This window comes from Rhodococcus sp. KRD197, assembly GCF_017168235.1.
Lineage (GTDB): Bacteria > Actinomycetota > Actinomycetes > Mycobacteriales > Mycobacteriaceae > Rhodococcoides.
In genome coordinates, this window is record NZ_JABFAO010000001.1 from 231804 (window position 1) to 252769 (window position 20966).

Here is a 20966-nt window from a genome sequence, read left to right on the forward strand (position 1 = left end):
ATGCGTGCATGTCCGCAACCATGGGGGGAACGTGTCGAATCTCAACCGTCGGTCATTTTTGGGTGCAACTGCGGTTGCGGGCTTGGCTGCAATCTCGGGCACAGGTATTGCTCGGGCAGCCACCGGCAGCAGTGGACGGCGCACACAGGTACCGCTCACCCGTGAAGACCACCGTGTGATCGTCATCGGGTCAGGGTTCGGCGGTGGCGTCGCCGCGTTGCGCCTGGCCCAGGCGGGCGTACCGGTACTGGTACTCGAGCGCGGAAGGCGTTGGCCCACAGGCCCGAATGCCGATACCTTCCCTGATCCGACCGCGCCGGACAAGCGGATGCTGTGGTACGGCGGGGGTCCCAATCTATTCGGTAAGCCCGTTCCCTTCGATCCGTACGTCGGTCTGCTCGAGGCTGTCTCAGGTGACAACATGACCGCGCTGTGCGCAGCGGCTGTGGGCGGCGGATCCCTGATCTATCAGGGCATGAGTCTGCAGCCGTCCCAGGCTGTGTTCGAGGAACACTTTCCGGTCGATCTCGACTGGACCACGCTGAACGCAGTCCACTACCCTCGCGTCGCGCGGATGTTGAAGCTCGAGTTGGCTCCTGATGAACTGATCGCAACTCCCAACTACCAAGCAGCGCGGGTCTTCGCGGACAATGCGCGTCGAGCGGGCCTGCCGGTGTCGAAGATCCCGATGCCGATCGACTGGAACTACGCCCTCGACGAGACGCGTGGGGTGATGAAGCCGTCGTACACCAACGGTGCGGGCGGATTCGGAGTGAACAACGGCGGCAAGCATTCTGTGGATGTCACCTACATCGCGGCGGCCGAGGCCACAGGCCTGGCCACCGTGGCAACGCAACACAATGTCACCGGAATCGAACGCGCAGCCGACGGTCGTTGGACCGTGCTGGTGGACAGGATCGATTCCGACGGAACGGTGTTGGAGAACAAGATTCTGACCACCGGCGCGCTGATCATGGCGGCGGGAAGCCTGAATACCACCAAGATGCTCGTTCGTGCGAGCGCCACCGGGGCCATTCCAGATCTGCCGGACGAACTCGGGCAGGGCTGGGGCACCAACGCCGACCGTATCTACGTATGGTCCAGCATCGAGCAGCAATTCGGTGCGCCGCAGGGCGGCCCGGTGGTGTTCGGCAGCTTGAACTGGGACGACCCGCGTACTGCACACACCGTGATTCAGGCATCGATACCACCGCTGTCCGTCGATGCCCGCAGCACCGTGCTCGTCGGATACGGAGTCAGCAACGGTCGCGGTCACTTCGGCTACGACTCCGCGCGAGATCAGACACAGCTGCACTGGCCGGCCGAGGGAGACTCCATCATTCAGGTCGGATCGATCGATCCGACAGTTCGTCGAATCGCCGGTTCGGGCAGCATGCTGACCGACACGAATGCGCTGTTCCCGTCCACCTGGCATCCGTTGGGCGGGGCCAACATGGGCCCGGTGTGCGACCTCGACGGTCGAGTGCACGGCCAACCCGGACTGTATGTGCTCGACGGTGCGCTCATGCCCGGCAACACCGCCGCCTGCAACCCGTCCATGACCATTGCCGCGCTCGCCGAACGAGCCCTGGACAACATCGTCGCCCGCGATCTCGACACCGCCATCTGATCTTCGACAGAGAGAACCAAATGCGCTTGTATCGCAGCATGATTCGCGGCCTCGTCGGCACTGCGGTCCTTGCTACCTCGATGATCGTCCTCGGTACCTCGGCAGCGCATGCCGATCCCCTGGATGAGTTCTACGTGCCGCCGTTGCAGCTCGTCGATGACCCAGGGGCCGTTCTTCGGACACAACCGATGTCACTGTTCGCTGCTCTGCCCGGTGTGGACGGTGCGTATCCGGTGCAGGCACAGCGAGTCATGTACACCTCACGCACTCAGGACGACGCACCTATCGCGGTCACCGGTACGTTCATCGAGACCGAGGTGCAGTGGCGGGGTGCCGGACCGCGCCCGACGATCGTCGTTGCACCGGGCACGATGGGCCAGGGCGACCAATGCGCTCCATCACGCTCCTTTCCGACCGCGATCAATGCTGTAGCGCAACCACTGTCGATCTCGTTCAACCAGGAGTTGCTGTCGTCGACTCTATGGGGGTCGATGGGTGCGAACGTGTTCGTCACCGACTACATCGGATTGGGAACGCCCGGTGTGCACACGTACGTGAGCAGGCCGGAGGGGGCCCATGCGGTTCTCGACGGTGCCCGTGCCGCGAACGAACTGTCCGGTGACCCGAATGCACCGATCGGTATCTGGGGTTACTCCCAGGGTGGCGGAGCTGCGGCGGCCGCCGCCGAACTCGCGGCGGAGTACGCGCCCGAACTCGACTTGAAGGGAACGTGGGCCGGGGCACCTACCGCCGATCTACTCGACGTGCTGGGGAAGGTCGACGGGACGCTGATCGGCGGCGTCATCGGATATGCGTTGAACGGACTCGTCGAGCGAGACCCGACTCTGCGCTCGCTCGTCGACGAGAGGCTCACCGATCATGGCAAGGCGGTTCTGAACGAGCTGTCGACGGAATGCATCGGCGACACGATTCTCGAGCGACCATTTCTGCGCACGGAGTCGTTGACAAAAGACGGCAAGTCGTTGCTCGAGAATGTGCGCACCATTCCCGAGGCCGGACGTATTTTCGACGAGCAACGCATCGGCGAACGCACACCGAACGCTCCGGTCCTGATCACCAGCGGAATCAACGACGACACGATTCCGTACGGCCAGGCCAGACAGTTGGCGCTGGACTGGTGCGGCCAGGGCGCGTCGGTCGATTTCCGTAGCAATCAACTGCCCCCGATTCTGCAAGGTGTGGTGCTGCCGAACCACTTCGGGCCGCAGCTGATCGACGGTTACGGCGGTGGAGCTGCCCAGTTCCTGATGGACCGGTTCGCCGATGTCCCGCTGGCAGCATGCACCTTCGACTGATCTTCGACCGTTGGCGTTGGCGGGGAGTGCGGAGCTTCGTACAGCGCAACAGAAGCTACCCGGACGCGGCCCCGCTATCGTTTTTGGACCTGCCCTCGACAGGTCTACAGCCATGAATGCCCAGGAACGGGGCGAGCATTTCACTTGACAATGTCACAGGAGTGGCCCAGGGTATCCATATGACAACGTCACTTCAAAACGAACTCATCGTCGTGTCAGGTGCATCCACAGGCATGGGAGCAGCAACCGCGCGCGCATTGGCCAAGCAGGGCTACCACGTCCTGGCCGGCGTCCGACGCCCGCGCGATGCAGACACGATCCGCGCAGAGAACATCGAACCAGTCATCCTCGACATCACCATCCCCGAACACATCGATGCGCTCGTCGACCGAATCGACGCCGACCCTGAGATGCGAAGTCTGCGTGCGATCGTCAACAACGCCGGCATCGCAGTCAACGCTCCGGTGGAGACCTTGCCTCTCGACCAATGGCGACTTCAGTTCGAGGTCAACCTCTTCGGCCATATCGCGCTCACACAGGCGATGCTGCCGTTTCTGCGTCGAAGCCACGGCCGCGTCGTCAACATCAGCTCTGTGGGCGGAAAGGTCGCAATGGGTACATACGGTGCCTACGCCGGCGCGAAGTTCGCACTCGAAGCAGTCAGCGATGCCCTTCGACGAGAAGTCGCATCACATGGCGTTCAGGTGGTCGTCGTCGAACCTGGCGGTGTGAAGACCGAGATGACGGGCCACGGCATCGAACGCGCACGGGCATTTGTCGAGGAGATGTCACTGGACCAGCGCCAGCACTACGGCCCGCTCATGCACGCCATCATCAATCAAGCCACCGCGTTCACTGAAACCGGCGTCACCTCCGACGCCGCCGCGGTCGTCATCGCCAAAGCGGTCACAACACGGAAACCCAAGACTCGCTACACAATCGGACGTGACGCCGCAATGCTCACTCGCTTGGCCAAGATCCTCCCCGATCGCACCCTCGACCGCGTCGCCGCAGCGAACCTCCGGCCACATTTTCCGAAAGAGCCCGCACGCTGATCGCTGCTCCGTCGGCATGACAGTGTCGACTACGCTCGAATGATGGTCTCACGAGCCGAATCCGCCGCAGCGACACGAGCGGCGCTGATCGAGTCGGCGCTCGAACTGCTCAATTCTGGAGGGCCGGAGGCAGTGACCCTTCGAGCGGTAGGAGCTAGGGCGGGCGTTTCCAGGGGAGCGCCCTATGGACACTTCAAGGACAAAGAACACTTGCTCACCCAGCTTGCACTCGACGCATGGGGTGAGGTCACCCTCGCGCTGGACAGACTGATCGCCGACACCGAAGTCGACCCGGCCACCCGACTCGAACAGGCGCTCCTCACCTTGATCACCATAGGTCGCGAACGCCCACACCTGTACATTCTCATGTTCGCCCCACCCGCTGGTGACCCGACCGTTGCCGCCCAAGCGGTCGGAGCATCGCAGGACCGATTCCTCGCCATCGTCGCAAGCGTGGTGGGTGATCAGGATGCGCGTAGGTACGGCGCACTTCTCCTGTCGAGCGCGCAAGGTATTGCCAACATGGAATTGAGTGGCCACCTCGGCCAAGAGAAATGGAATACCACCGGCGAAGAACTCGTCGCAACACTGGTTCAGGCCGTCCAGCGGTAGCTGCGACACCGCAGTGCGGACGCAAAAAATTTCGCCCGGTCCGGTGGCCTTGACTTCAAAAGCTATTGGCATTAGCTTGTAGCTATGCCTATTAGCCACTCGGATCTGGAGACAAGATGAACGAACACCTGAGCATCAACGGGAACACGCTGGCCTACGAACTGACCGGTGAGGGTCCGCTCGTAGTTCTCGCGCACGGCATCGGCGACAGTCGGCACGCCTACCGCTTCCTCGCCCCTGCACTGGTGTCGGCCGGGTACCGGGTAGCGAACGTCGACCTTCGAGGTTGCGGTGAATCCAGTCTCGGATGGGACGGCTACAGCCGCACCGACATCGCTGGTGACCTGGTGACGCTCGTGCGTCACTTGGGTGGGCCGGCCGTGATCATCGGCCATTCGATCAGCGGCGGGGCCGCCACCGTTGCCGCCGCCACCGCCCCCGAGTCGATCACCGGGGTCATCGAGCTGGCGCCGTTCACGCGCGCTGTGTCCTACTCCGTCGGTGGACTGCTCACGAACAAGAGCTACCGCAGCGCGGTCATGCTGCTCGGCCAGACCGTGATGACGGGCAGCCTGAAAGCCTGGGAGAAGTACCTCGACCTGGCGTATCCGACCAAGCCCGCTGACTGGGATACCGAACTGGACCGCATCAAGGACACGCTCCGCGAGCCAGGCAGAATGAAGGCCCTTCAAGCGATGTGCAAGTCCAAGCCCACCGACGCCGGCGAGCAGCTGAAGAACGTCCGCTGCCCCGTCCTGGTCGTCGAGGGCAGCGCGGACCCCGACTGGACCGACCCCCGCGCAGAAGGAGAGAAGATCATCGCCGACCTGCCGACAGGCCTCGGGGAGCTCGCCGTTCTCGACGGCGTCGGGCACTACCCGCACGCCCAAGCGCCCGAGCAGACACTTGCGCTTACGCTGCCCTTCCTGGCTCGGACTCTCCCCCGTGCCTAGGGCCGGGCTCGCGCCGTCGTCGGTCACCGAAGCCGGGGCCGAACTCGCCGACGAGGTCGGCTTCTCGCGCCTGTCCATGGGCCTGCTCGCCGAGCGACTCGGCGTCAAACCCCCCTCGCTGTACAAGCATGTCGACGGCATGGTCGACCTCGCACACCGGATAGGTGTGCTGGCCACGACCGAACTCGCCGATGTCATTCGCGATGCCATCCAAGGGCGGGCTGGCCGCGATGCCCTCGAGTCCGGAGCGCGAGCCATGCGTGTCTGGGTCCGAGAACACCCGGGCCGGTACGCCGCCGGCAATGCGGCCGAGATCACCGGTCCCGATGATCCGCTCATCGCAGCGGCCAATCGAGTCATGGACTCCTGGAGCGCCATGCTGCACGGCTACCACATCGAACCCTCACAGCAGATCCACGCCCTACGCATGTTGCGCAGCCAGCTTCATGGCTTCGTCACCCTCGAAACAGCCGGCGGGTTCCAGGTCAGCACCGACGTCGACGACAGCTTCGACTGGATCATCGGCTTCATCGACCGCGGACTCCAGGCACCGCCCCCTCAAACGAAATCGTCATGAGTGCCGTCGCATTTGTCGAACCATCGGGCATTCCTGTCCACGTAGCCGCTGAACTGATCAAATCGCAAAGGCCACAACCACTTCAGGTGGTCACGTATTTCGAAGCAGAGAAGGCAATTCGTGAGCGAGGTCCAAAGCGACCCTGAGTGCAGGGGTGTCGAGTGACGAGTTGACGAGCAGCGCCTCGGCCTGGCGCACGCGGTACGCGACGGTGTTCGGAACGACGTGCAGCTCTCGCCCGGCAGCGACGCGGCTGCGCCCGTGTCTGAGATACGACCCGAGTGTCTCCCGTAAAGCGACGGTCTTCGCATCGTCACCGGTCAGGCCGTCGAGGGTATGCCTGAGGAACAGCGCCGTCGCCACTGGGTCGCTGGTCAGGGACGCCGTCATCGAGACGTCGTCGTAGGCCCATACGCCGGCACTCTCGTGGAGTCGACCCACCCTCAGCGCTTCCCGGGCCGCCACTACGGCGTCTCGCAGGCCGTCCGCTCCTCGGCCCGTCACTCCCAGGCCGACAACGCCATGCGGCAGGGTCTGCGCGGCAGACCTCTTCGTCTCACCACTGCAATTGCGTTTCGACTACGTCGCGCAGGGCAAGCCCGGCGTCGTCTGGAACGACGACGAACTTCCCGGGGGAACACAATTGATCCTGCTCGATCGACGCACCCACGACATCACCCGCCACGAGATCGGCGATTCCTCGCTCCCATCGCATTTCTACAATGCGTTCGAGATCGGCGACGAGGTGGTGGTGCGAGGGCACCGTTCCACGCAATTCGGAACCCCGGTCGATCGTCTGAACTCACCGATGCACCCGCACGAATTCCTCGGAGCCGAAAGCTACCCGTGGGAATGGCGCGTCGACACCGTGACCGGTGCTGTGAAGAGCATCCAGATCAACGACATAAACGGCGACCTTCCTCGCATCGACGACCGACTCGTCGGGCGCGAGAACAGATTCGGCTACTACATGTCGGAGAAGATCACCCGCCACGATCATCTGCGCGGCACCGACCAGTTCTACGGTGCGCCTGCGCCCCTCGCGGGCCCCAGCGAGCCGGTGTTCGTTCCGCGCGCGAACAGCACGGGCGAGGACGACGGATATCTGCTGTCGTTGTGGTGGCATCCGTTGACGCGGCTGACCGAGGTACTGGTGCACGACGCAGCCAACCCTTCCGATCAGCCGCTCACCCGCATCAAGCTGCCGGTTCGTATCCCCAACGGCTTCCACGGCAGCTGGGCCGACGCGGCCGTACTGGACGGGATCGTCGCCGAGCCCAGCTGACAGTGCGTCGTGCGCGGAGAAAGTGAAATGGTCGTTCCGCCATCATGATCGCCGACAAGGCCGCCGGGCTGGCCGAACTCGGTCCCGACGCCGGCGAATCTTGTGCTCCGGGGACAACAAGGCTTGGAAAGTCTGGCCTCGTAGGCCGTATCGATCCATGACACAGGCAATTAGTGTTCTGGATCACAGCACCGACGAGGGGATCGCACATCGTGTCCGGCATTGACTACTTTCCATGGAACGCAGGATCTGAACGAGCTGCGAGGCCGTGTGTTCGAGACGACGAAAAAGCACTGACCTACGGCGAGTTCTCGACGCGCATAGACCTTTTCGCCTCCGCTCTGGTGGCCGACGGAATCGAAGCAGGCGATGTCATTGCGGTAATGCTTCCCAACCGCGTCGAGTTGCTGGTTGCCATTATGGCTGCGTGGAGGATCGGTGCAGTAGCGACGCCGGTCAACCCCACCTTCACCAGCATCGAGGCGAGCTACCAGGTGGGCGATGCGCGTGCGATTCTGACCATCGTCGAGGACGGGCAGCCGCCGATTGCGGGGGTAGTCACCCGGTCGATCAGTGACTTCGACTCCTCCACAGCCGAACACGGCCAGCACGGAAACGACATTCCGCACCCGGACGACCTGGCTTTGTTGATCTACACCTCCGGGTCCACCGGACGCCCGAAGGGGGTCGAACTGACCCACTCCAATCTGCAATACATGGCCGGTGCGATGGCCAAGCACTTCGAGCTGACCAGTGACGACCACAGCCTTCTCATCTTGCCGCTGTTCCATGTCAACGCGATCTGCGTGAGCGTGCTCGCCCCGCTGTCGGTAGGCGGACAGGTCAGTATCACCGGCAGATTCTCACCCTCACGATTCTTCGACGACGTCGCACGGCTGCGCCCAACGTACTTCTCGGCGGTCCCGACGATCTACGCGCTGCTGACCGCTCAACCAGACGACATCGTCTCTGACACCTCCTCACTTCGATTCGCCGTATGTGGAGCCGCACCCATCTCCAAGGAATTGCTCGACCGAGCCGAGTCTCGATTCGGGTACGCCATCATCGAGGGCTACGGGCTCACGGAGGGGACGTGCGCGTCAGCCTGCAATCCTCCCAGCGGGGTGCGCAAATTGGGAACGGTCGGTCCTGCGCTGCCTGGCCAAACCATCGCAATCGCCGATGAGCTGGGAACACTCCTGCCAGTCGGTGCCGTCGGAGAGGTTCTCATTTCCGGCCCGAACGTCATGCGCGGCTATCTCGACCGACCCGAGGAGACCTCGCGCACAGTCGTCGAAGGTTGGCTGCGCACCGGCGACGTGGGCCGCCTCGACGAGGACGGCTACCTCACTCTCGTCGACCGCATCAAAGACATGATCATCCGCGGCGGCGAGAACATTTATCCCAAAGAGATCGAGAACGCACTGACCTCCCATTCCGAGGTTCTCGAAGCCGCCGTAGTAGGTGCGCCGGACGAGGTCTACGGGGAAGTCCCCGTCGCGTACGTCGTGACCTATCCGAACTCGAATGCAACGTCGGCGAGCTTGCTCGACCATCTGCGTGATCGGGTCGCGAAAGTGAAACTCCCCGTTGCCATCAACGTGGTCGACGCCTTGCCGCGGAACCCTGTCGGCAAGATCGACAAGCCCGGTCTTCGCCTGGCGCTACGCACACCCACGGCCGAACCCGTGAGCTGAACACAGCCGTCCACATCTCTCCACAAGACCACTCACTGGGTGACCCAGTCGAGTCGATAGCTGCTGCCCAATTCCCTTCCGAAACAGGAGTACTCATGGGATTCAAAGAAGGAAACTTCCCGCAAGTCGACCCCGCCACGTTCCTCGATCTACCATTCCGCGAGCGTCTGCGGGCCATGTCGACCCACTGGGCCGACCACGGCTTCGGCACCCCGAAAATGGTCCACACGATCTACATCCTGAAACTGCTCGTCCTCTACATCGGTATCGGCGTTGCAGTAGCCACCCTCACTTCCGGCCACAGTCCACTCGACATCTCGGCCTGGTGGAATCAACCGATCGTCTACCAGAAGCTGCTGCTCTGGACCCTCCTACTGGAAACGGTAGGGCTCGGCGGATCCTGGGGTCCTTTGGCCGGGCACTTCAAACCCATGATGGGCGGCGCCCTGTTCTGGCTTCGTCCGGGAACCATTCGCCTTCCACCATGGCCGGGCAAGGTTCCACTCACCGCAGGCGACACCCGCACCGTGTTCGACGTCATCGTATACGCCGCAGTTCTGGTGAATATCGTTGTTGCTTTGGCTCTTCCCGGCATTCACACGAGTTCGATCGACGCCGCTATCGCGGACAACAACGGCCTGGTACGTCCGGCACTGATGATCTCGCTCGCGGCATTGCTTGTGGTGATCGGACTGCGAGACAAGGTCATCTTCATCGCGGCCCGCGGTGAACAGTACTTCCCGGCGGTGCTGTTCTTCGGATTTTTGCCCTTCGTCGACATGATCATCGCCCTCAAACTGCTCATCGTGACCGTGTGGGTCGGTGCCGGAATCTCCAAGCTCGGCCACCACTTCTCCATGGTGATCCCACCGATGCTGTCGAACACGCCGTGGATTTCGTCGAAGGCGCTCAAGCGAGCCCACTACCGCAACTTCCCCCATGACCTTCGCCCGTCCAAGGTCGCCGGTGGCGTCGGGCACGTCCTCGGAACTCTGGTCGAGGTCGCTACGCCTCTCGTGCTGCTCTTCACCACCAATGCTGTTGTTGCACTTGCCGGTGTCGCACTGATGGTGGCATTCCACCTGTTCATCACCTCCACCTTCCCACTTGCCGTTCCGCTCGAGTGGAACCTGCTCTTCGCGTTCGCCTCGGTGTTCCTGTTCCTCGGGTTCCCCAATGCCGACGGCTACGCCGTGTGGGACTTCTCCTCCCCCGCATTGCTCGCACTCATCGTTGCCGCTCTGGTGTTCTTCCCCATCCTCGGAAATCTTCGACCCGATCTGGTCTCCTTCCTTCCGTCGATGCGGCAGTACGCCGGAAACTGGGCTTCTGCGACGTGGGCATTCGCCCCTGGCTGCGAGGAGAAGCTCGATCAGTTCATCAAGCGTCCCAGCCAGAACACTCGCACGCAGCTCCTGGCGAGCTATCCACCCGAGGTCGCCGATGTGGTGATGCACCAGCTCCTCGGCTGGCGTTCGCTGCACAGCCAGGGACGTGCCCTGTTCTCGCTGATGATGAATCATCTCGGGGACGACATCGATACCTACACCCTGCGCGAGGGCGAATTCTCGTGCAATTCGATCGTCGCGTTCAACTTCGGAGACGGGCATCTGCACGACGACAAGCTCATCGCAGCAATTCAGCGCCGATGCAACTTCGCTCCGGGCGAGTTCCTGGTGGTGTGGATCGAATCGCAACCGATTCACAAGAACTACCAGGAGTACCAGGTCATAGACGCCGCACTGGGCGTCATCGAACGCGGTACGTACAAGGTTGCCGATGCCATCAACGAGCAGCCTTGGTTGCCGAACGGCCCGATCCCGGTGAACGTAACATGGACGCTGGATATCGACGCCAACCGCGCCGCGACCGACCCTGGCACCGTAGAGGAACCGAAGATGCGCGACACCACCTCAACCGAGTCCGGAGACTCCGTTGTCGCACCCACGTCGCAGCGCGGTAATCGAGTATGAGCACGGCCGTCGTCGTCGGCAGCGGGCCCAATGGGCTCGCTGCCGCAGTACGCCTCGCCCGCGCCGGCGTGGACGTTCAGGTGCTCGAGGCAGCCGACACGATCGGTGGTGGAACGCGCAGCGGCGAGCTGACGGTACCGGGCGTGATCCACGACCTGTGTTCAGCGTTTCACCCGATGGGCATAGGGTCTCCGTACCTCGCCACTCTCGACCTCGAACGCTACGGCCTCAACTGGAAATGGGCCGACGTCGATTGCGCACATCCCCTCGACGGTGGTGACGCCGGGCTCATTCATCGCTCCATCGATGACACCGCCGAGGGCCTCGGCCCCGACGGGCGTCGCTGGAAAGCGATGTTCGGAGACATCGCTCGTAATTACGACGTCCTCGCGGCAGACCTCATGCGCCCCATCGCCAACGTGCCCCGGCACCCTTTGCCTCTCGTAGCTTTCGGCCCTCGAGCCCTACTGCCGGCGACGGTGGCTGCGCGGTGGTGGCGGACAGAGAAGGCGAAGGCCCTGTTCGGGGGCGTTGCCGCGCACGCGTACTACCGGCTGGACCGGCCCGCCACCTCGGCCGTCGGGCTGATGCTGACCGCATCCGGGCATCGCTACGGGTGGCCGGTGGCAGAGGGCGGTTCGCAATCGATCTCACAGTCGCTGGCCTCGATGCTGCTCGACTGGGGCGGCAAGATCGACACCGGAGTCACCGTTCGCACAGGCTCCGACATCCCACAGGCCGACGTCGTTCTTCTCGATACCTCACCCGGCGCCGCGCTGGGTATCTACGGTGACGCCGTACCGAGTCGTGTTGCGAAGGCCTACAGGAAGTTTCGACGAGCACCGGCAGCCTTCAAGGTCGACTTCGCGATCGACGGTGATGTTCCGTGGACCAACTCCGAGTGTGCCCGTGCCGGCACCGTTCACCTCGGTGGATCGTTCGAAGAGATCGCAGCAAACGAAAAAGACGTGACTCAGGGAAGAATGCCGTCACGCCCGTTCGTTCTTGTCGGTCAGCAATATGTCGCCGACCCGACGCGATCGGCCGGGTCGATCAACCCTCTGTACGCCTACGCGCACGTGCCCAACGGGTACACCGGAGATGCAACGGAAGCCGTGACAGCCCAGATCGAGCGATTCGCACCGGGCTTCCGTGACATCATCGTCGCGACAGCCGTGACATCACCAGCTGATCTACAGGAATCGAATCCCAACTACCTCGGCGGCGACATAATCGGAGGCGCGAACACCGAGCTGCAGGTGGTACTCAGACCCCGAATTGCCCTCGATCCTTACAGTATCGGCATCCCTGGGGTCTATCTCTGCTCTGCATCGACCCCACCCGGAGCCGGCGCACACGGCATGTGCGGCTTCAACGCCGCCGAATCGGCGCTGCGATACCTGCAGAAGTCCACGGGGGCCTTTCGATGACAAGCCCAGGCGCCCAGGACCGCCGAGCCGTGGCACGTCGACGACTGGCCCATGTACCGGAAACAGCGGCTGACGACGTCCTAGTCGCTGTCGCTGGCATCGCACGGTCGTTGGCGGCCCGGGAAACCGAAGTCGTGCGCTCCATGACCAATCTTCTCGCGCATGACATCGACCAGCTCGACGAAGATCCGGTCCTGGTCGAACTGCTCGAAGCGTCCGTGCACGGGAACATATCCACCATCATTCATGTACTGGCCAACGACATACCCGTCGACCATCTGCAGCCCACAACAGCTGCGGTCGAGTACGCCTTGCGCCTTGCCCAGCGGGATGTCCCGTCGAATTCACTGGTGCGGGCGTACCACATGGGGCAGAACGAGATGATGCGCCAGTGTTTCGCTGAAATACACAAGCTCGAACTGGACGCCGGCCTCGACCTTCCTGTCCTGGAACATATTTCCGACGTAATCTACAACTACATCGACTGGATAACCCTGTTCGTCTTCGATGCCTACGAGAACGAACGTAGGCGGTGGATCGGCGCCCAGGGCAACGTGCATTCCTCCACAATTCACGCACTGCTGGCCGACAAGGGCGAAAGCTCCACGGCGTTCGAGAATCAGACCGGATATCGGCTCGATCAGAACCACCTGGCGCTCGTCGTGTGGAACAGCGCTCCCGACGCGACCACCACCCTCGGCTCGATAGATGAAATTGCCCGCCGCACGGCTTCTTTCGTCAGGTCCGATGGGCCACCGATCATCACCGCGATCGACCGACGGACAGTGTGGGCATGGATTCCGCTCGGCTCGCGGACGTCTGCACTCGACACCACGGAATTGTCCTCGGTACTGGACCTCGACGAGTCGACCAGGCTCGCTGCAGGGCTACCTGCACATGGAATTCAGGGGTTTCGTCGCTCGCACGAGCAGGCCCGTGCGGCGTACTCGGTCGCGACCGTTCCGGGTACCCCCACCCGCTCCGTCGTCGGGTTCGGCGACAAGGGCGTTGCGATTGTGTCCTTGCTCGCCCAGAATCTCGACTCGACCCGTGCATGGGTGTGGGAGAGACTCGGGGTACTGGCCGAAGACACACCCGGCGCTGCCGTGCTCCGGATGACCCTGAACGCATACTTCTCGCACGATGAAAGTCATCTGCGCGCGGCTCAATATCTCAATCTGCACCGCAACACCGTGAAATATCGGATCAACAAGGCGCTGGACCAGCACACGGTGAGCACCGACAAACTGGACCTGGCATTGGCCCTGCAAGTCTGCGAGTTCCTCGGCCCCACGGTACTCAAACCGGCCTGACCTCACCCGCCGACGACTGCCCTCATCACCACGTAGAACAGGGACGGACCGAGCAGGCAGCCGACTCCGGTGTAGAAGGTTGCGGTCATGGCTCCGTACGGCACCAGACGCTTGTCGGTGGCTGCGAGTCCGCCGGCCACACCGGATGTGGTTCCCATGAGCCCGCCGTACGCCATCGCCGATTTCGGATTGTTCAGACCGATCAGTCGCGCGATCATCGGGGTACCGACCATCACGAAGACCGACTTCACCAAACCGGCAGCCACGGACAGCGCGATCACCTCCGAGCTCGCACCCACCGCTGTTCCGGTCACCGGACCCACGATGTAGGTCGCAGCACCGGCACCGATGGTCACCAAGGACGCCGCGTCCCGGTAGCCGAACGCTGCGGCGATGGCCGCGCCGACGACGAAGGACACCGTCACGCCCAACACGATCGACAGCACGCCCGTCACGCCGGCTCGCTTGATCTCCTGCAGGTCGACGCCGTAGGCGGTGGACACGATTGCCAGATCGCGGAGCATCGAGCCGCCCATCAACGCCAGCCCGGAGAATATTGCGATATCGGCCAGCCCATTGTCTCCGCCGGTCGACACACCGCCCCAATAGGCCAGTGCGAGGCCGAGAATGATCGCAATGGCGGATCCGTGCAGTCTGCCTCGCGTCAGCGTCTTGGACATCCAGCCCGACAGCAGCATCAAGGCTCCGACCACCACGAAGGCCAGCAGCAGGGCGTTCTTCTCGAAGACTGAAGTGAACAGTTCCATCTCAGGCCTCCTGCATTTCTTCTTCGGTCATCGGAGGCAACGGTTCGGCACGTTCGCCGATCCGCGCCAGCAACGGAACCAGTGCGGCACCTGCGGCCAGTGCTCCGAGTCCTGCCAGGAGCGCCATCGGCCCGCCGGTGATCGCCGCCGCGACGTTTTGGATGGATGCCATCGCGACCACGATCGGAATGTACATCGCACTCCAGAACAGGATTCCCTGCTCACTTGCTTTCGGAAACTTGCCTTTTCGGCGCAACCAGTCGGTGGCGAAGATCAACATGATCATCGCGAATCCGACTCCGCCGACGTTGGCGTCCACACCCAGCGTCACGCCGAGCAGTTCGCCGACGATAGTGCCGGACAGCATGCAGAGCGCCAACGCTGCAACTCCATAGAGAACCATCTTGTACTCCTGAGGATGAGAAGGGATTTAGGCGTCCACGCCGTCGAACAGACCGGCGTAGCTTTTACGAAGTTCCGCCTTTTGCACCTTGCCCATGACATTGCGCGGCAAGGCGTCGACTACGCGCACCGCGCGTGGATGTTTGAAACGGGCGAGATCACCGGCGATATGGTCCATCAATTCGCGGTCCTGCGGCAGCTCACCCGGACTCGGAACAACCAAAGCCACTACGGTTTCGCCGAACTCGGGGTGCGGCACGCCGATCACAGCGGACTCGAGCACCATGGGATGGCTGTCGAGCAGCTCCTCGATCTCCTTGGGGTAGATGTTGTATCCCCCCGAGATCACCAGGTCCTTGTCCCGTCCGACGATGCACAGGTAGCCGTCGTCATCGATGAGTCCGAGGTCGCCGGTAATGAAGAAGCCGTCCGAACGAAATTCCGAGGCCGTCTTCTCCGGCATCTGCCAGTACCCGGAGAAGACATTGGGACCGCGAACTTCCACGATTCCGACACCACCGTCGGCCAGCACATTCCCGGTCTCACGGTCGACGATTCGGATCTCCGTGCCGGACAGGGGTTTACCCACGGTTCCCGGCTTGCGCGGTCCACCCTCGAAAGGGTTGGTGCTGTTCATACCGGTTTCGGTCATGCCGTAGCGCTCGAGGATGGCGTGGCCGGTGCGAGCGGCGAAGGCCTCGTGGTCGCTGGCCAACAGCGGCGCGGACCCCGACACGAACAACCGCATCGACGCGCAGAGCTCCGGTGTGAGCCTCTCGCTCTTCGCCATCCGGGTGTAGAACGTGGGCACGCCCATCAGTACGGTGGCCTGCGGAAGCAGGTCGATGACCACATCGGCGTCGAACTTGGGCAGGAAATGCATGGAGGCACCGGCCGCCAGCGTCATGTTCGCCGCGACGAACAGTCCGTGGATGTGGAATATCGGCAGGGCGTGAATCAGCTTGTCTTCGGCGGTGAACTGCCAGGCATCGAGCAACGCCTCGCAGTTGGAGGCCAGGTTGCCGTGAGTGAGCACCGCTCCTTTGGAGCGCCCTGTGGTGCCGGAGGTGTACAGGATTGCAGCAGGATCGGCGGCCGCGGCGTCGACGACATGCGTGTCCCGGTCCTCCCCACTCAGGAGCGTGCCGTCTGCGGACTCCCCGAGGGTCTCGAGGACGAGGTCGTCCTGATATTCGGCGTACTCACTGTGCCGATCGGGTGCGCAGACGAGCACCCGAGGTTGTGCGTCGCCGAGGAAGTACCGCATTTCCGCGCCGGTGTACGCGATGTTCAGCGGGAGAAAGACTCCGCCGATCTGAAGTGTCGCCAGGTACAACGCAATAGCCTCGGGCGACTTCGGCACCTGCATCGCAACTCGGTCTCCAGGCTCGACGCCGTCGGCGCGCAGGCGGGCAGCGATCCGGTGGACAATGTCGGCGGTGTCGCGGTAGCTGATCGAGCGTCCGTCGGGTAGCTCGAACAGCGGTGCGTCCGGCCGGAGCCGCACCTGTTCGGCGAACAGTCGGTAGATGGTTGTGTCATGTGCCATCGGTGGTATCTCTCTCTTGTCGGTGGGGGTATCTGAGTCGGTGAGTGCTTGGATTTCGGTGAGGGCGTCTGCGAGCATCTCGAGCGGCCCACCGACTGCGACGTTGCGACGTCGGACGAAATCCTCGTGACGGTGTTCGAGCTGGTCCGGTTCGTACTGGTAATTGACCATGGCCCCGTAGGACTGCCGCCATGCCTGCGGGGACGGGTTTGCCGGCCAGTTCAGTCGCCAGGCCCTCGCCCCGTTCCCCAGATGGAAGCGGGCCACAGCGTCCACCGGGCAGCCATCGGCACGTCGTTCGACGGTCAAATAGGTGAGCAAGGCTGGAAACAACATGCTCCGAAGCTCTTCGATGCGGTCTTCGTCGAGCTGCGCCGGATCCTCCAGCGCCGAACCTTGGATGGCATCGAGCTGCTCGACGAGCGAACGCAGCTCTGCGTCGCCGGACGCCTTGACGTCGAGCCAGCCGCGAAACCCCGGAATCGGTGAGAGCGTTACGAACTCACGCAGATGCGGAAGCTGCTGACTCACCTGTTCGATGACCTGCTTGATCAGCAAACTCCCGAACGAGACGCCGGCCAGCCCGTCGAGCGCGTTGTTGATCGAGTAGAGCGCGGCCGTGTCCGCCATCGACGGATCGAGTTCCTCGCCCTGCTCCAGCAGCGGACCGATCCGGCTGGGGGTGCCGCGAACGAGGGCGACCTCGACGAAGATCAGAGGGACGTCTCCCGTCGCAGGATGGAAGAACGCGTAGACGCGTCGGTCTGCGGGTTGCAGCCGCCGACGAAGCTCGGTTTCGGTCGCCATGGGGTGGACCGTTTCGTAATGCAGCAGATTCCGGTGCAGCTCGGGAGGCGAGTCCCAGGTGACCTCCGTCATCCGGAGGAACCCACGGTTGAACCAGGACGTCAGCAGATGGTGGAAGTCGTGATCGAGGGGCCGCAGGCCAGGGTGGCCGCGCATCAGTCGGCGCAAGTCCGCGCGCATCTCGACCAAGGCGAGAGTTGCGCCGGGCGCGTGGTTGATGCGGCGAAGCAACTGTTGACGGGCGGGTTCGACGGCGCTGAACAGTTCGATCACCTCCTCACCGGCGTCGGCGTCGGATGGGTTGCTGCGCGCACTTTCCCACCGATGGAACGCGGACCGAACCCTGTCGTCATCGATGCCATAGACCGAGGTGACGTGCTCGAAGAAGCCCAGCTTGTCGGAGTCGTCGAGGTCGACATATGCGCTCAGCGCCCTGGTCGCCACTGCGCGTATGGATGCCTCACCCACGTCACCCATCAGAATTTCGCACGCGGCGAGCAACCTGTTCAGCGATCGACCGTCTTCGGATCCCATGTCGAACCCTTTCGTGGGGCTGTGACCGCGACTCCTGAATGCGTGAGCCACGCCATATACATATGCTTGGGTGATATATATAACAGCGACCCTAGCGGATAGATGTGAGCCACACCACCCCCCCTGCGTCGGATAATCTTGGTGGAGGAGGCACACATGATTCGAGTTCCCGAGTCTCAGCGAGTGCGGGACGCGCTGGAGAACGCCGTTGTAGACGGCCACTACCGGCCTGGTGAACGCCTGGATCCAGCTCAGCTGGAGAAGGAGTTCGGCTGCTCCCGCACCCCGATTCGCGAGGCATTGCAGGCGCTCGAGCGCTCCGGTTTGGTGCAGATCCGCCCGAAACAGGGCACGTACGTCACCGAGCTGGGTATTTCGGAAGTGGCCGAACGCTTCGAGGTCATGGCCGAGCTGGAAGGGATGGCGGCGCGGCTCGCGGCCGGCCGCATCGAACGCGAGGCCTTGGCCGAACTCGACCTCGCGCTTCAGGAATGCGAGGAACACGCGATCAGTGGTGATGCAGACGCTTACTACTACGCCAATGCGCGCTTCCATGGCATCATCAACGACTCCTGCGGAAACGACTACCTCAGGCAACAGGCACAGGCGCTGAAGCGAGTTCTCCAGCCGTACCGACGATTACAGCTGCGCGTACCCGACAGGATGCGGCGATCGATGGCCGAACACAGGACCATCGCCGACGCCATCTCCAGCGGTGATGCAGGTGCCGCCGAGACCGCCGCTCGTGACCACGTACTGGTGCAGATCAAAGAATTCAGCAACCTGGTGCGGACGTGGCGTCAGCTCTCGGCGAGCTGAGGGGACCAACGCATGCGCCAGTACGCCGTCCGTCTCGCGTTTAAATCGACTCGGCTTCAAGTATTTTGAGCAAACCCTCTTCTGGCACCCAAGCAAATTGCCGGCTTATCTTGGTTCGATGCAGCAATCCCCGTCGCTCCAAGTCGTATAAGTCATTCCTGGCAGTTTGCTTGGACACCGAGTGGTAGTTCATGTGCGATTCCGCCGTATAATAGTTCGACGGATCTCTGGTTGCCGATTGAAGCAGGGCGGCTTGCCTGTGATTGAACCCGCCAGGCCCACGAGCCAGCAATGTGCGAGCTCGTTGCAATTCGAGCGTTTTTCGATTCAAGTACTCGTCGAGCTCCCCCAGCGCACGTTGTATCACCTGCAGGTGATACAACAAAAAAGTATGTCAAGTCGCCTTCGTCTTGCTCGGTGTAAAGGAAAGACCTGGCGTACTTCGATGGTGCCTGCTTGAGAATCCTCGAAATTGCTAGATGTTCGGTCAGCCAGTAACCCTGCTTGAGCATGCTCCAGTAGAACAGCGCCCTAGCCGTGCGGCCGTTCCCATCTTCGAAGTAGTGGTCATATCCCATCATGAAGTGGACGACTAGAGCCCTGACAACCGGCGGGATGTAGGGGTCTGCCTTGGAATCACCATTAGCGAAATCGCACAATGCCTGTATTCTTGTTGGCAATTCCTCGACTGGGGGCGGTCGATGTAATACGTTCTCATCTTCACCGAATATCTTGACCCGATCATTCGGATCGGGATTACTCTGAATTTTTCCAGCGCTATCAGGGTTGTCCAGAGTCTTGCCAGTCACTATGCGGTGGATTTCGCATATCCGCTCTGGGGTAAATGGCTCGTGCCGAATCTCCCGCACACGCTGCATTGCCCAATAGTTGTTGAGAATCATCTGCTGGCTCCGGTTTTTTGGAGCCTCCCCGTATGCCAGCATCCGCTTCGCTTCTTTTCGTGAGGTCGATGCACCCTCCAACTGACTGGAACTGATTGCCTCCTCAACCAGCGACTGAATGACATACCGGTCACGGGTGGTCTTGTTCATCACCTCGTCGGGCAGTGCGATCTGACCGCTGGCACGTTGGGAGACCTCATCGAGTGCCCGGAGCAGTTCGCCTGGCAGCGCATAACTCAAGGACAAGTCACCGACCCGCCGGAGGGGCACTGGACGGCGCATCGACCTGCGCCTCATCTTGAGGGCGAGCCACCATTCTTGATGGGTCATGCCGTCCGGTGGGGTCTTGTAGCGGAGTTTGTCCCAATCCAAGTAGTCGCGGTCATCGAGATCCTCTCCCGACATCATGACTGCCATGAACCTGTCCATGTCCTCGCGCAGCGTGGCCAACAGGTCAGTGAACGCTGGCGGGGGTGCAGGTGCCTTCATGGCCTCATCCAAGTTTCAACGAAACATCAAAACCCGCTGGGCTTTGATGTTTCGATATGGCGTGTCGTCGATGATACAACGAAAGTCCAATTTCCTTTGACTTTGACTGTCGCAGCTTGTCGTCATCGTGGGACACGCACATCGAGTCTGTAGCACGGTGCTACAACAGAGAACATGGCCAGAACCAGTCAACTGAGTCGTACTCGGAAATCGACGAGGACGGCAACCTCATCGTTCATCCCGCTCACGGCTGATGCCATTACTGCATCTCCTTGCTGGATCCAACGGTGCAGGTAGATCCACCTACGCGCGCGATGTGCTGATTCCGGCCACCGGACTGCCATTCATCAACGCCGACGAAATAGCCCTCGAACGCTGGCCCGACGCGCAGGCCGAACACGCCTACGAGGCGCCGCGGATCGCCGAAACCCAACGTAGGGAACGGATCGCCCAGCAGCGTTCCTTCATCACCGAAACAGTGTTCTCGCACCCGAGCAAAGTGAAGCTGGTCTCCGACGCCGTAGGTGCCGGCTACCTCGTACATCTGCACATCATCATCGTTCCCGTCGAACTCACGGTGCAGCGCGTCACCGAACGTGTCCGCCGCGGTGGACACGCTGTACCCGAAGAGAAGATCCGAGCCCGCTACGAACGCGTATGGGACCTTCTCGGCACCGCAATCGACGTCGCCGACGTGGTCGACGTGTACGACAACGGCAGCGCACAGATCCCGTTCCGCACGTGTGCACATTTACCCACGGCACACTCATTGGGCCCGCGAGTTGGCCGAAATGGACACCCGCTGCGCTGAAGAACGCCGGACACACCACACCGCCCCAACTAAACCGGCAGTCCG

Annotated in this window: 19 protein-coding genes; 13 read left to right on the top strand and 6 right to left on the bottom strand. The window is 62.2% G+C overall.

Going from position 1 to position 20966, the window contains the following annotated elements:
* Window positions 1-31 precede the first annotated feature (31 nt).
* From J1M86_RS01090 to J1M86_RS01115, 6 genes are all read left to right on the top strand, one after another.
* The gene (locus J1M86_RS01090) at window positions 32-1630 is read left to right on the top strand and encodes a GMC oxidoreductase (RefSeq protein ID WP_206508456.1); all 1599 of its coding nucleotides are present in this window, start codon (window positions 32-34) and stop codon (window positions 1628-1630) included.
* A 20-nt stretch (window positions 1631-1650) separates the two neighbouring features.
* On the top strand, window positions 1651-2946 hold the full coding sequence (locus J1M86_RS01095) for a lipase family protein (RefSeq protein ID WP_206508458.1): 1296 nt from the start codon (window positions 1651-1653) through the stop codon (window positions 2944-2946).
* Window positions 2947-3125: 179 nt separating this feature from the next.
* On the top strand, window positions 3126-4001 hold the full coding sequence (locus J1M86_RS01100) for an SDR family NAD(P)-dependent oxidoreductase (RefSeq protein WP_206508462.1): 876 nt from the start codon (window positions 3126-3128) through the stop codon (window positions 3999-4001).
* A gap of 39 nt (window positions 4002-4040) precedes the next feature.
* On the top strand, window positions 4041-4613 hold the full coding sequence (locus J1M86_RS01105; RefSeq protein WP_241259395.1) for a TetR/AcrR family transcriptional regulator: 573 nt from the start codon (window positions 4041-4043) through the stop codon (window positions 4611-4613).
* Between the two features lie 116 nt (window positions 4614-4729).
* Entirely contained in the window at window positions 4730-5566 is an 837-nt protein-coding gene (locus J1M86_RS01110) for an alpha/beta fold hydrolase (protein ID WP_206508465.1), read from the top strand.
* On the top strand, window positions 5559-6143 hold the full coding sequence (locus J1M86_RS01115) for a TetR/AcrR family transcriptional regulator (RefSeq protein ID WP_206508469.1): 585 nt from the start codon (window positions 5559-5561) through the stop codon (window positions 6141-6143). The genes J1M86_RS01110 and J1M86_RS01115 overlap by 8 nt, the downstream gene beginning before the upstream one ends.
* 90 nt (window positions 6144-6233) lie before the next feature.
* Here the strand turns inward: J1M86_RS01115 and J1M86_RS01120 are convergent, their stop codons facing one another.
* The gene (locus J1M86_RS01120) at window positions 6234-6647 is read right to left on the bottom strand and encodes a helix-turn-helix domain-containing protein (RefSeq protein ID WP_206508470.1); all 414 of its coding nucleotides are present in this window, start codon (window positions 6645-6647) and stop codon (window positions 6234-6236) included.
* Window positions 6648-6705: 58 nt separating this feature from the next.
* Between J1M86_RS01120 and J1M86_RS01125 the strand changes: the two genes are divergently transcribed.
* From J1M86_RS01125 to J1M86_RS01145, 5 genes are all read left to right on the top strand, one after another.
* A complete protein-coding gene (locus tag J1M86_RS01125; RefSeq protein ID WP_083668152.1) occupies window positions 6706-7428 on the top strand; it encodes a carotenoid oxygenase family protein in 723 nt (240 codons plus the stop codon).
* Window positions 7429-7640: 212 nt separating this feature from the next.
* Window positions 7641-9125, top strand: coding sequence for a class I adenylate-forming enzyme family protein (locus J1M86_RS01130; protein WP_206508472.1), 1485 nt, complete (start codon window positions 7641-7643; stop codon window positions 9123-9125).
* A 95-nt stretch (window positions 9126-9220) separates the two neighbouring features.
* On the top strand, window positions 9221-11098 hold the full coding sequence (locus J1M86_RS01135) for a DUF3556 domain-containing protein (RefSeq protein ID WP_075840973.1): 1878 nt from the start codon (window positions 9221-9223) through the stop codon (window positions 11096-11098).
* Entirely contained in the window at window positions 11095-12528 is a 1434-nt protein-coding gene (locus tag J1M86_RS01140; RefSeq protein WP_206508474.1) for an NAD(P)/FAD-dependent oxidoreductase, read from the top strand. Before J1M86_RS01135 ends, J1M86_RS01140 begins: the two co-directional genes overlap by 4 nt.
* Window positions 12525-13841, top strand: a complete 1317-nt coding sequence (locus J1M86_RS01145) for a CdaR family transcriptional regulator (RefSeq protein ID WP_206508476.1) — start codon at window positions 12525-12527, stop codon at window positions 13839-13841. The genes J1M86_RS01140 and J1M86_RS01145 overlap by 4 nt, the downstream gene beginning before the upstream one ends.
* A 2-nt stretch (window positions 13842-13843) precedes the next feature.
* On the opposite strand, the gene madM is transcribed toward J1M86_RS01145, so the two are convergent.
* Genes madM through J1M86_RS26185 form a run of 3 tightly spaced genes read right to left on the bottom strand, consistent with a single transcriptional unit; the run spans window position 13844 to window position 17900 of the window.
* Window positions 13844-14608, bottom strand: coding sequence for a malonate transporter subunit MadM (gene madM, locus J1M86_RS01150; protein ID WP_206508478.1), 765 nt, complete (start codon window positions 14606-14608; stop codon window positions 13844-13846).
* A 1-nt stretch (window position 14609) separates the two neighbouring features.
* Window positions 14610-15011, bottom strand: a complete 402-nt coding sequence (madL, locus tag J1M86_RS01155; protein ID WP_206508480.1) for a malonate transporter subunit MadL — start codon at window positions 15009-15011, stop codon at window positions 14610-14612.
* Between the two features lie 27 nt (window positions 15012-15038).
* On the bottom strand, window positions 15039-17900 hold the full coding sequence (locus J1M86_RS26185; protein WP_241259396.1) for an AMP-binding protein: 2862 nt from the start codon (window positions 17898-17900) through the stop codon (window positions 15039-15041).
* Between the two features lie 156 nt (window positions 17901-18056).
* Between J1M86_RS26185 and J1M86_RS01170 the strand changes: the two genes are divergently transcribed.
* A complete protein-coding gene (locus J1M86_RS01170; RefSeq protein WP_206508482.1) occupies window positions 18057-18719 on the top strand; it encodes a GntR family transcriptional regulator in 663 nt (220 codons plus the stop codon).
* Window positions 18720-18759: 40 nt separating this feature from the next.
* Here J1M86_RS01170 and J1M86_RS26950 read toward each other — a convergent pair whose 3' ends face one another.
* The gene (locus J1M86_RS26950; RefSeq protein ID WP_368857260.1) at window positions 18760-18912 is read right to left on the bottom strand and encodes a DeoR family transcriptional regulator; all 153 of its coding nucleotides are present in this window, start codon (window positions 18910-18912) and stop codon (window positions 18760-18762) included.
* Window positions 18872-20110 (bottom strand): Fic family protein, encoded by a 1239-nt coding sequence (locus J1M86_RS01180; protein WP_206508488.1) that lies wholly within the window; start codon window positions 20108-20110, stop codon window positions 18872-18874. The genes J1M86_RS26950 and J1M86_RS01180 overlap by 41 nt, the downstream gene beginning before the upstream one ends.
* A 253-nt stretch (window positions 20111-20363) precedes the next feature.
* Between J1M86_RS01180 and J1M86_RS01185 the strand changes: the two genes are divergently transcribed.
* Window positions 20364-20921 (top strand): zeta toxin family protein, encoded by a 558-nt coding sequence (locus J1M86_RS01185; protein ID WP_241259397.1) that lies wholly within the window; start codon window positions 20364-20366, stop codon window positions 20919-20921.
* Window positions 20922-20966 lie beyond the last annotated feature (45 nt).

Coding starts and splice junctions, on each gene's coding strand:
- J1M86_RS01180 (WP_206508488.1), bottom strand. CDS start 20,110: ATGAAGGCACCTGCACCCCCGCCAGCGTTCACTGACCTGTTGGCCACG.
- J1M86_RS01145 (WP_206508476.1), top strand. CDS start 12,525: ATGACAAGCCCAGGCGCCCAGGACCGCCGAGCCGTGGCACGTCGACGA.
- J1M86_RS01095 (WP_206508458.1), top strand. CDS start 1,651: ATGCGCTTGTATCGCAGCATGATTCGCGGCCTCGTCGGCACTGCGGTC.
- J1M86_RS01100 (WP_206508462.1), top strand. CDS start 3,126: ATGACAACGTCACTTCAAAACGAACTCATCGTCGTGTCAGGTGCATCC.
- J1M86_RS26185 (WP_241259396.1), bottom strand. CDS start 17,900: ATGGGATCCGAAGACGGTCGATCGCTGAACAGGTTGCTCGCCGCGTGC.
- J1M86_RS01135 (WP_075840973.1), top strand. CDS start 9,221: ATGGGATTCAAAGAAGGAAACTTCCCGCAAGTCGACCCCGCCACGTTC.
- J1M86_RS01170 (WP_206508482.1), top strand. CDS start 18,057: ATGATTCGAGTTCCCGAGTCTCAGCGAGTGCGGGACGCGCTGGAGAAC.
- madM (WP_206508478.1), bottom strand. CDS start 14,608: ATGGAACTGTTCACTTCAGTCTTCGAGAAGAACGCCCTGCTGCTGGCC.
- J1M86_RS26950 (WP_368857260.1), bottom strand. CDS start 18,912: ATGAACTACCACTCGGTGTCCAAGCAAACTGCCAGGAATGACTTATAC.
- J1M86_RS01105 (WP_241259395.1), top strand. CDS start 4,041: ATGATGGTCTCACGAGCCGAATCCGCCGCAGCGACACGAGCGGCGCTG.
- madL (WP_206508480.1), bottom strand. CDS start 15,011: ATGGTTCTCTATGGAGTTGCAGCGTTGGCGCTCTGCATGCTGTCCGGC.
- J1M86_RS01110 (WP_206508465.1), top strand. CDS start 4,730: ATGAACGAACACCTGAGCATCAACGGGAACACGCTGGCCTACGAACTG.
- J1M86_RS01140 (WP_206508474.1), top strand. CDS start 11,095: ATGAGCACGGCCGTCGTCGTCGGCAGCGGGCCCAATGGGCTCGCTGCC.
- J1M86_RS01185 (WP_241259397.1), top strand. CDS start 20,364: ATGCCATTACTGCATCTCCTTGCTGGATCCAACGGTGCAGGTAGATCC.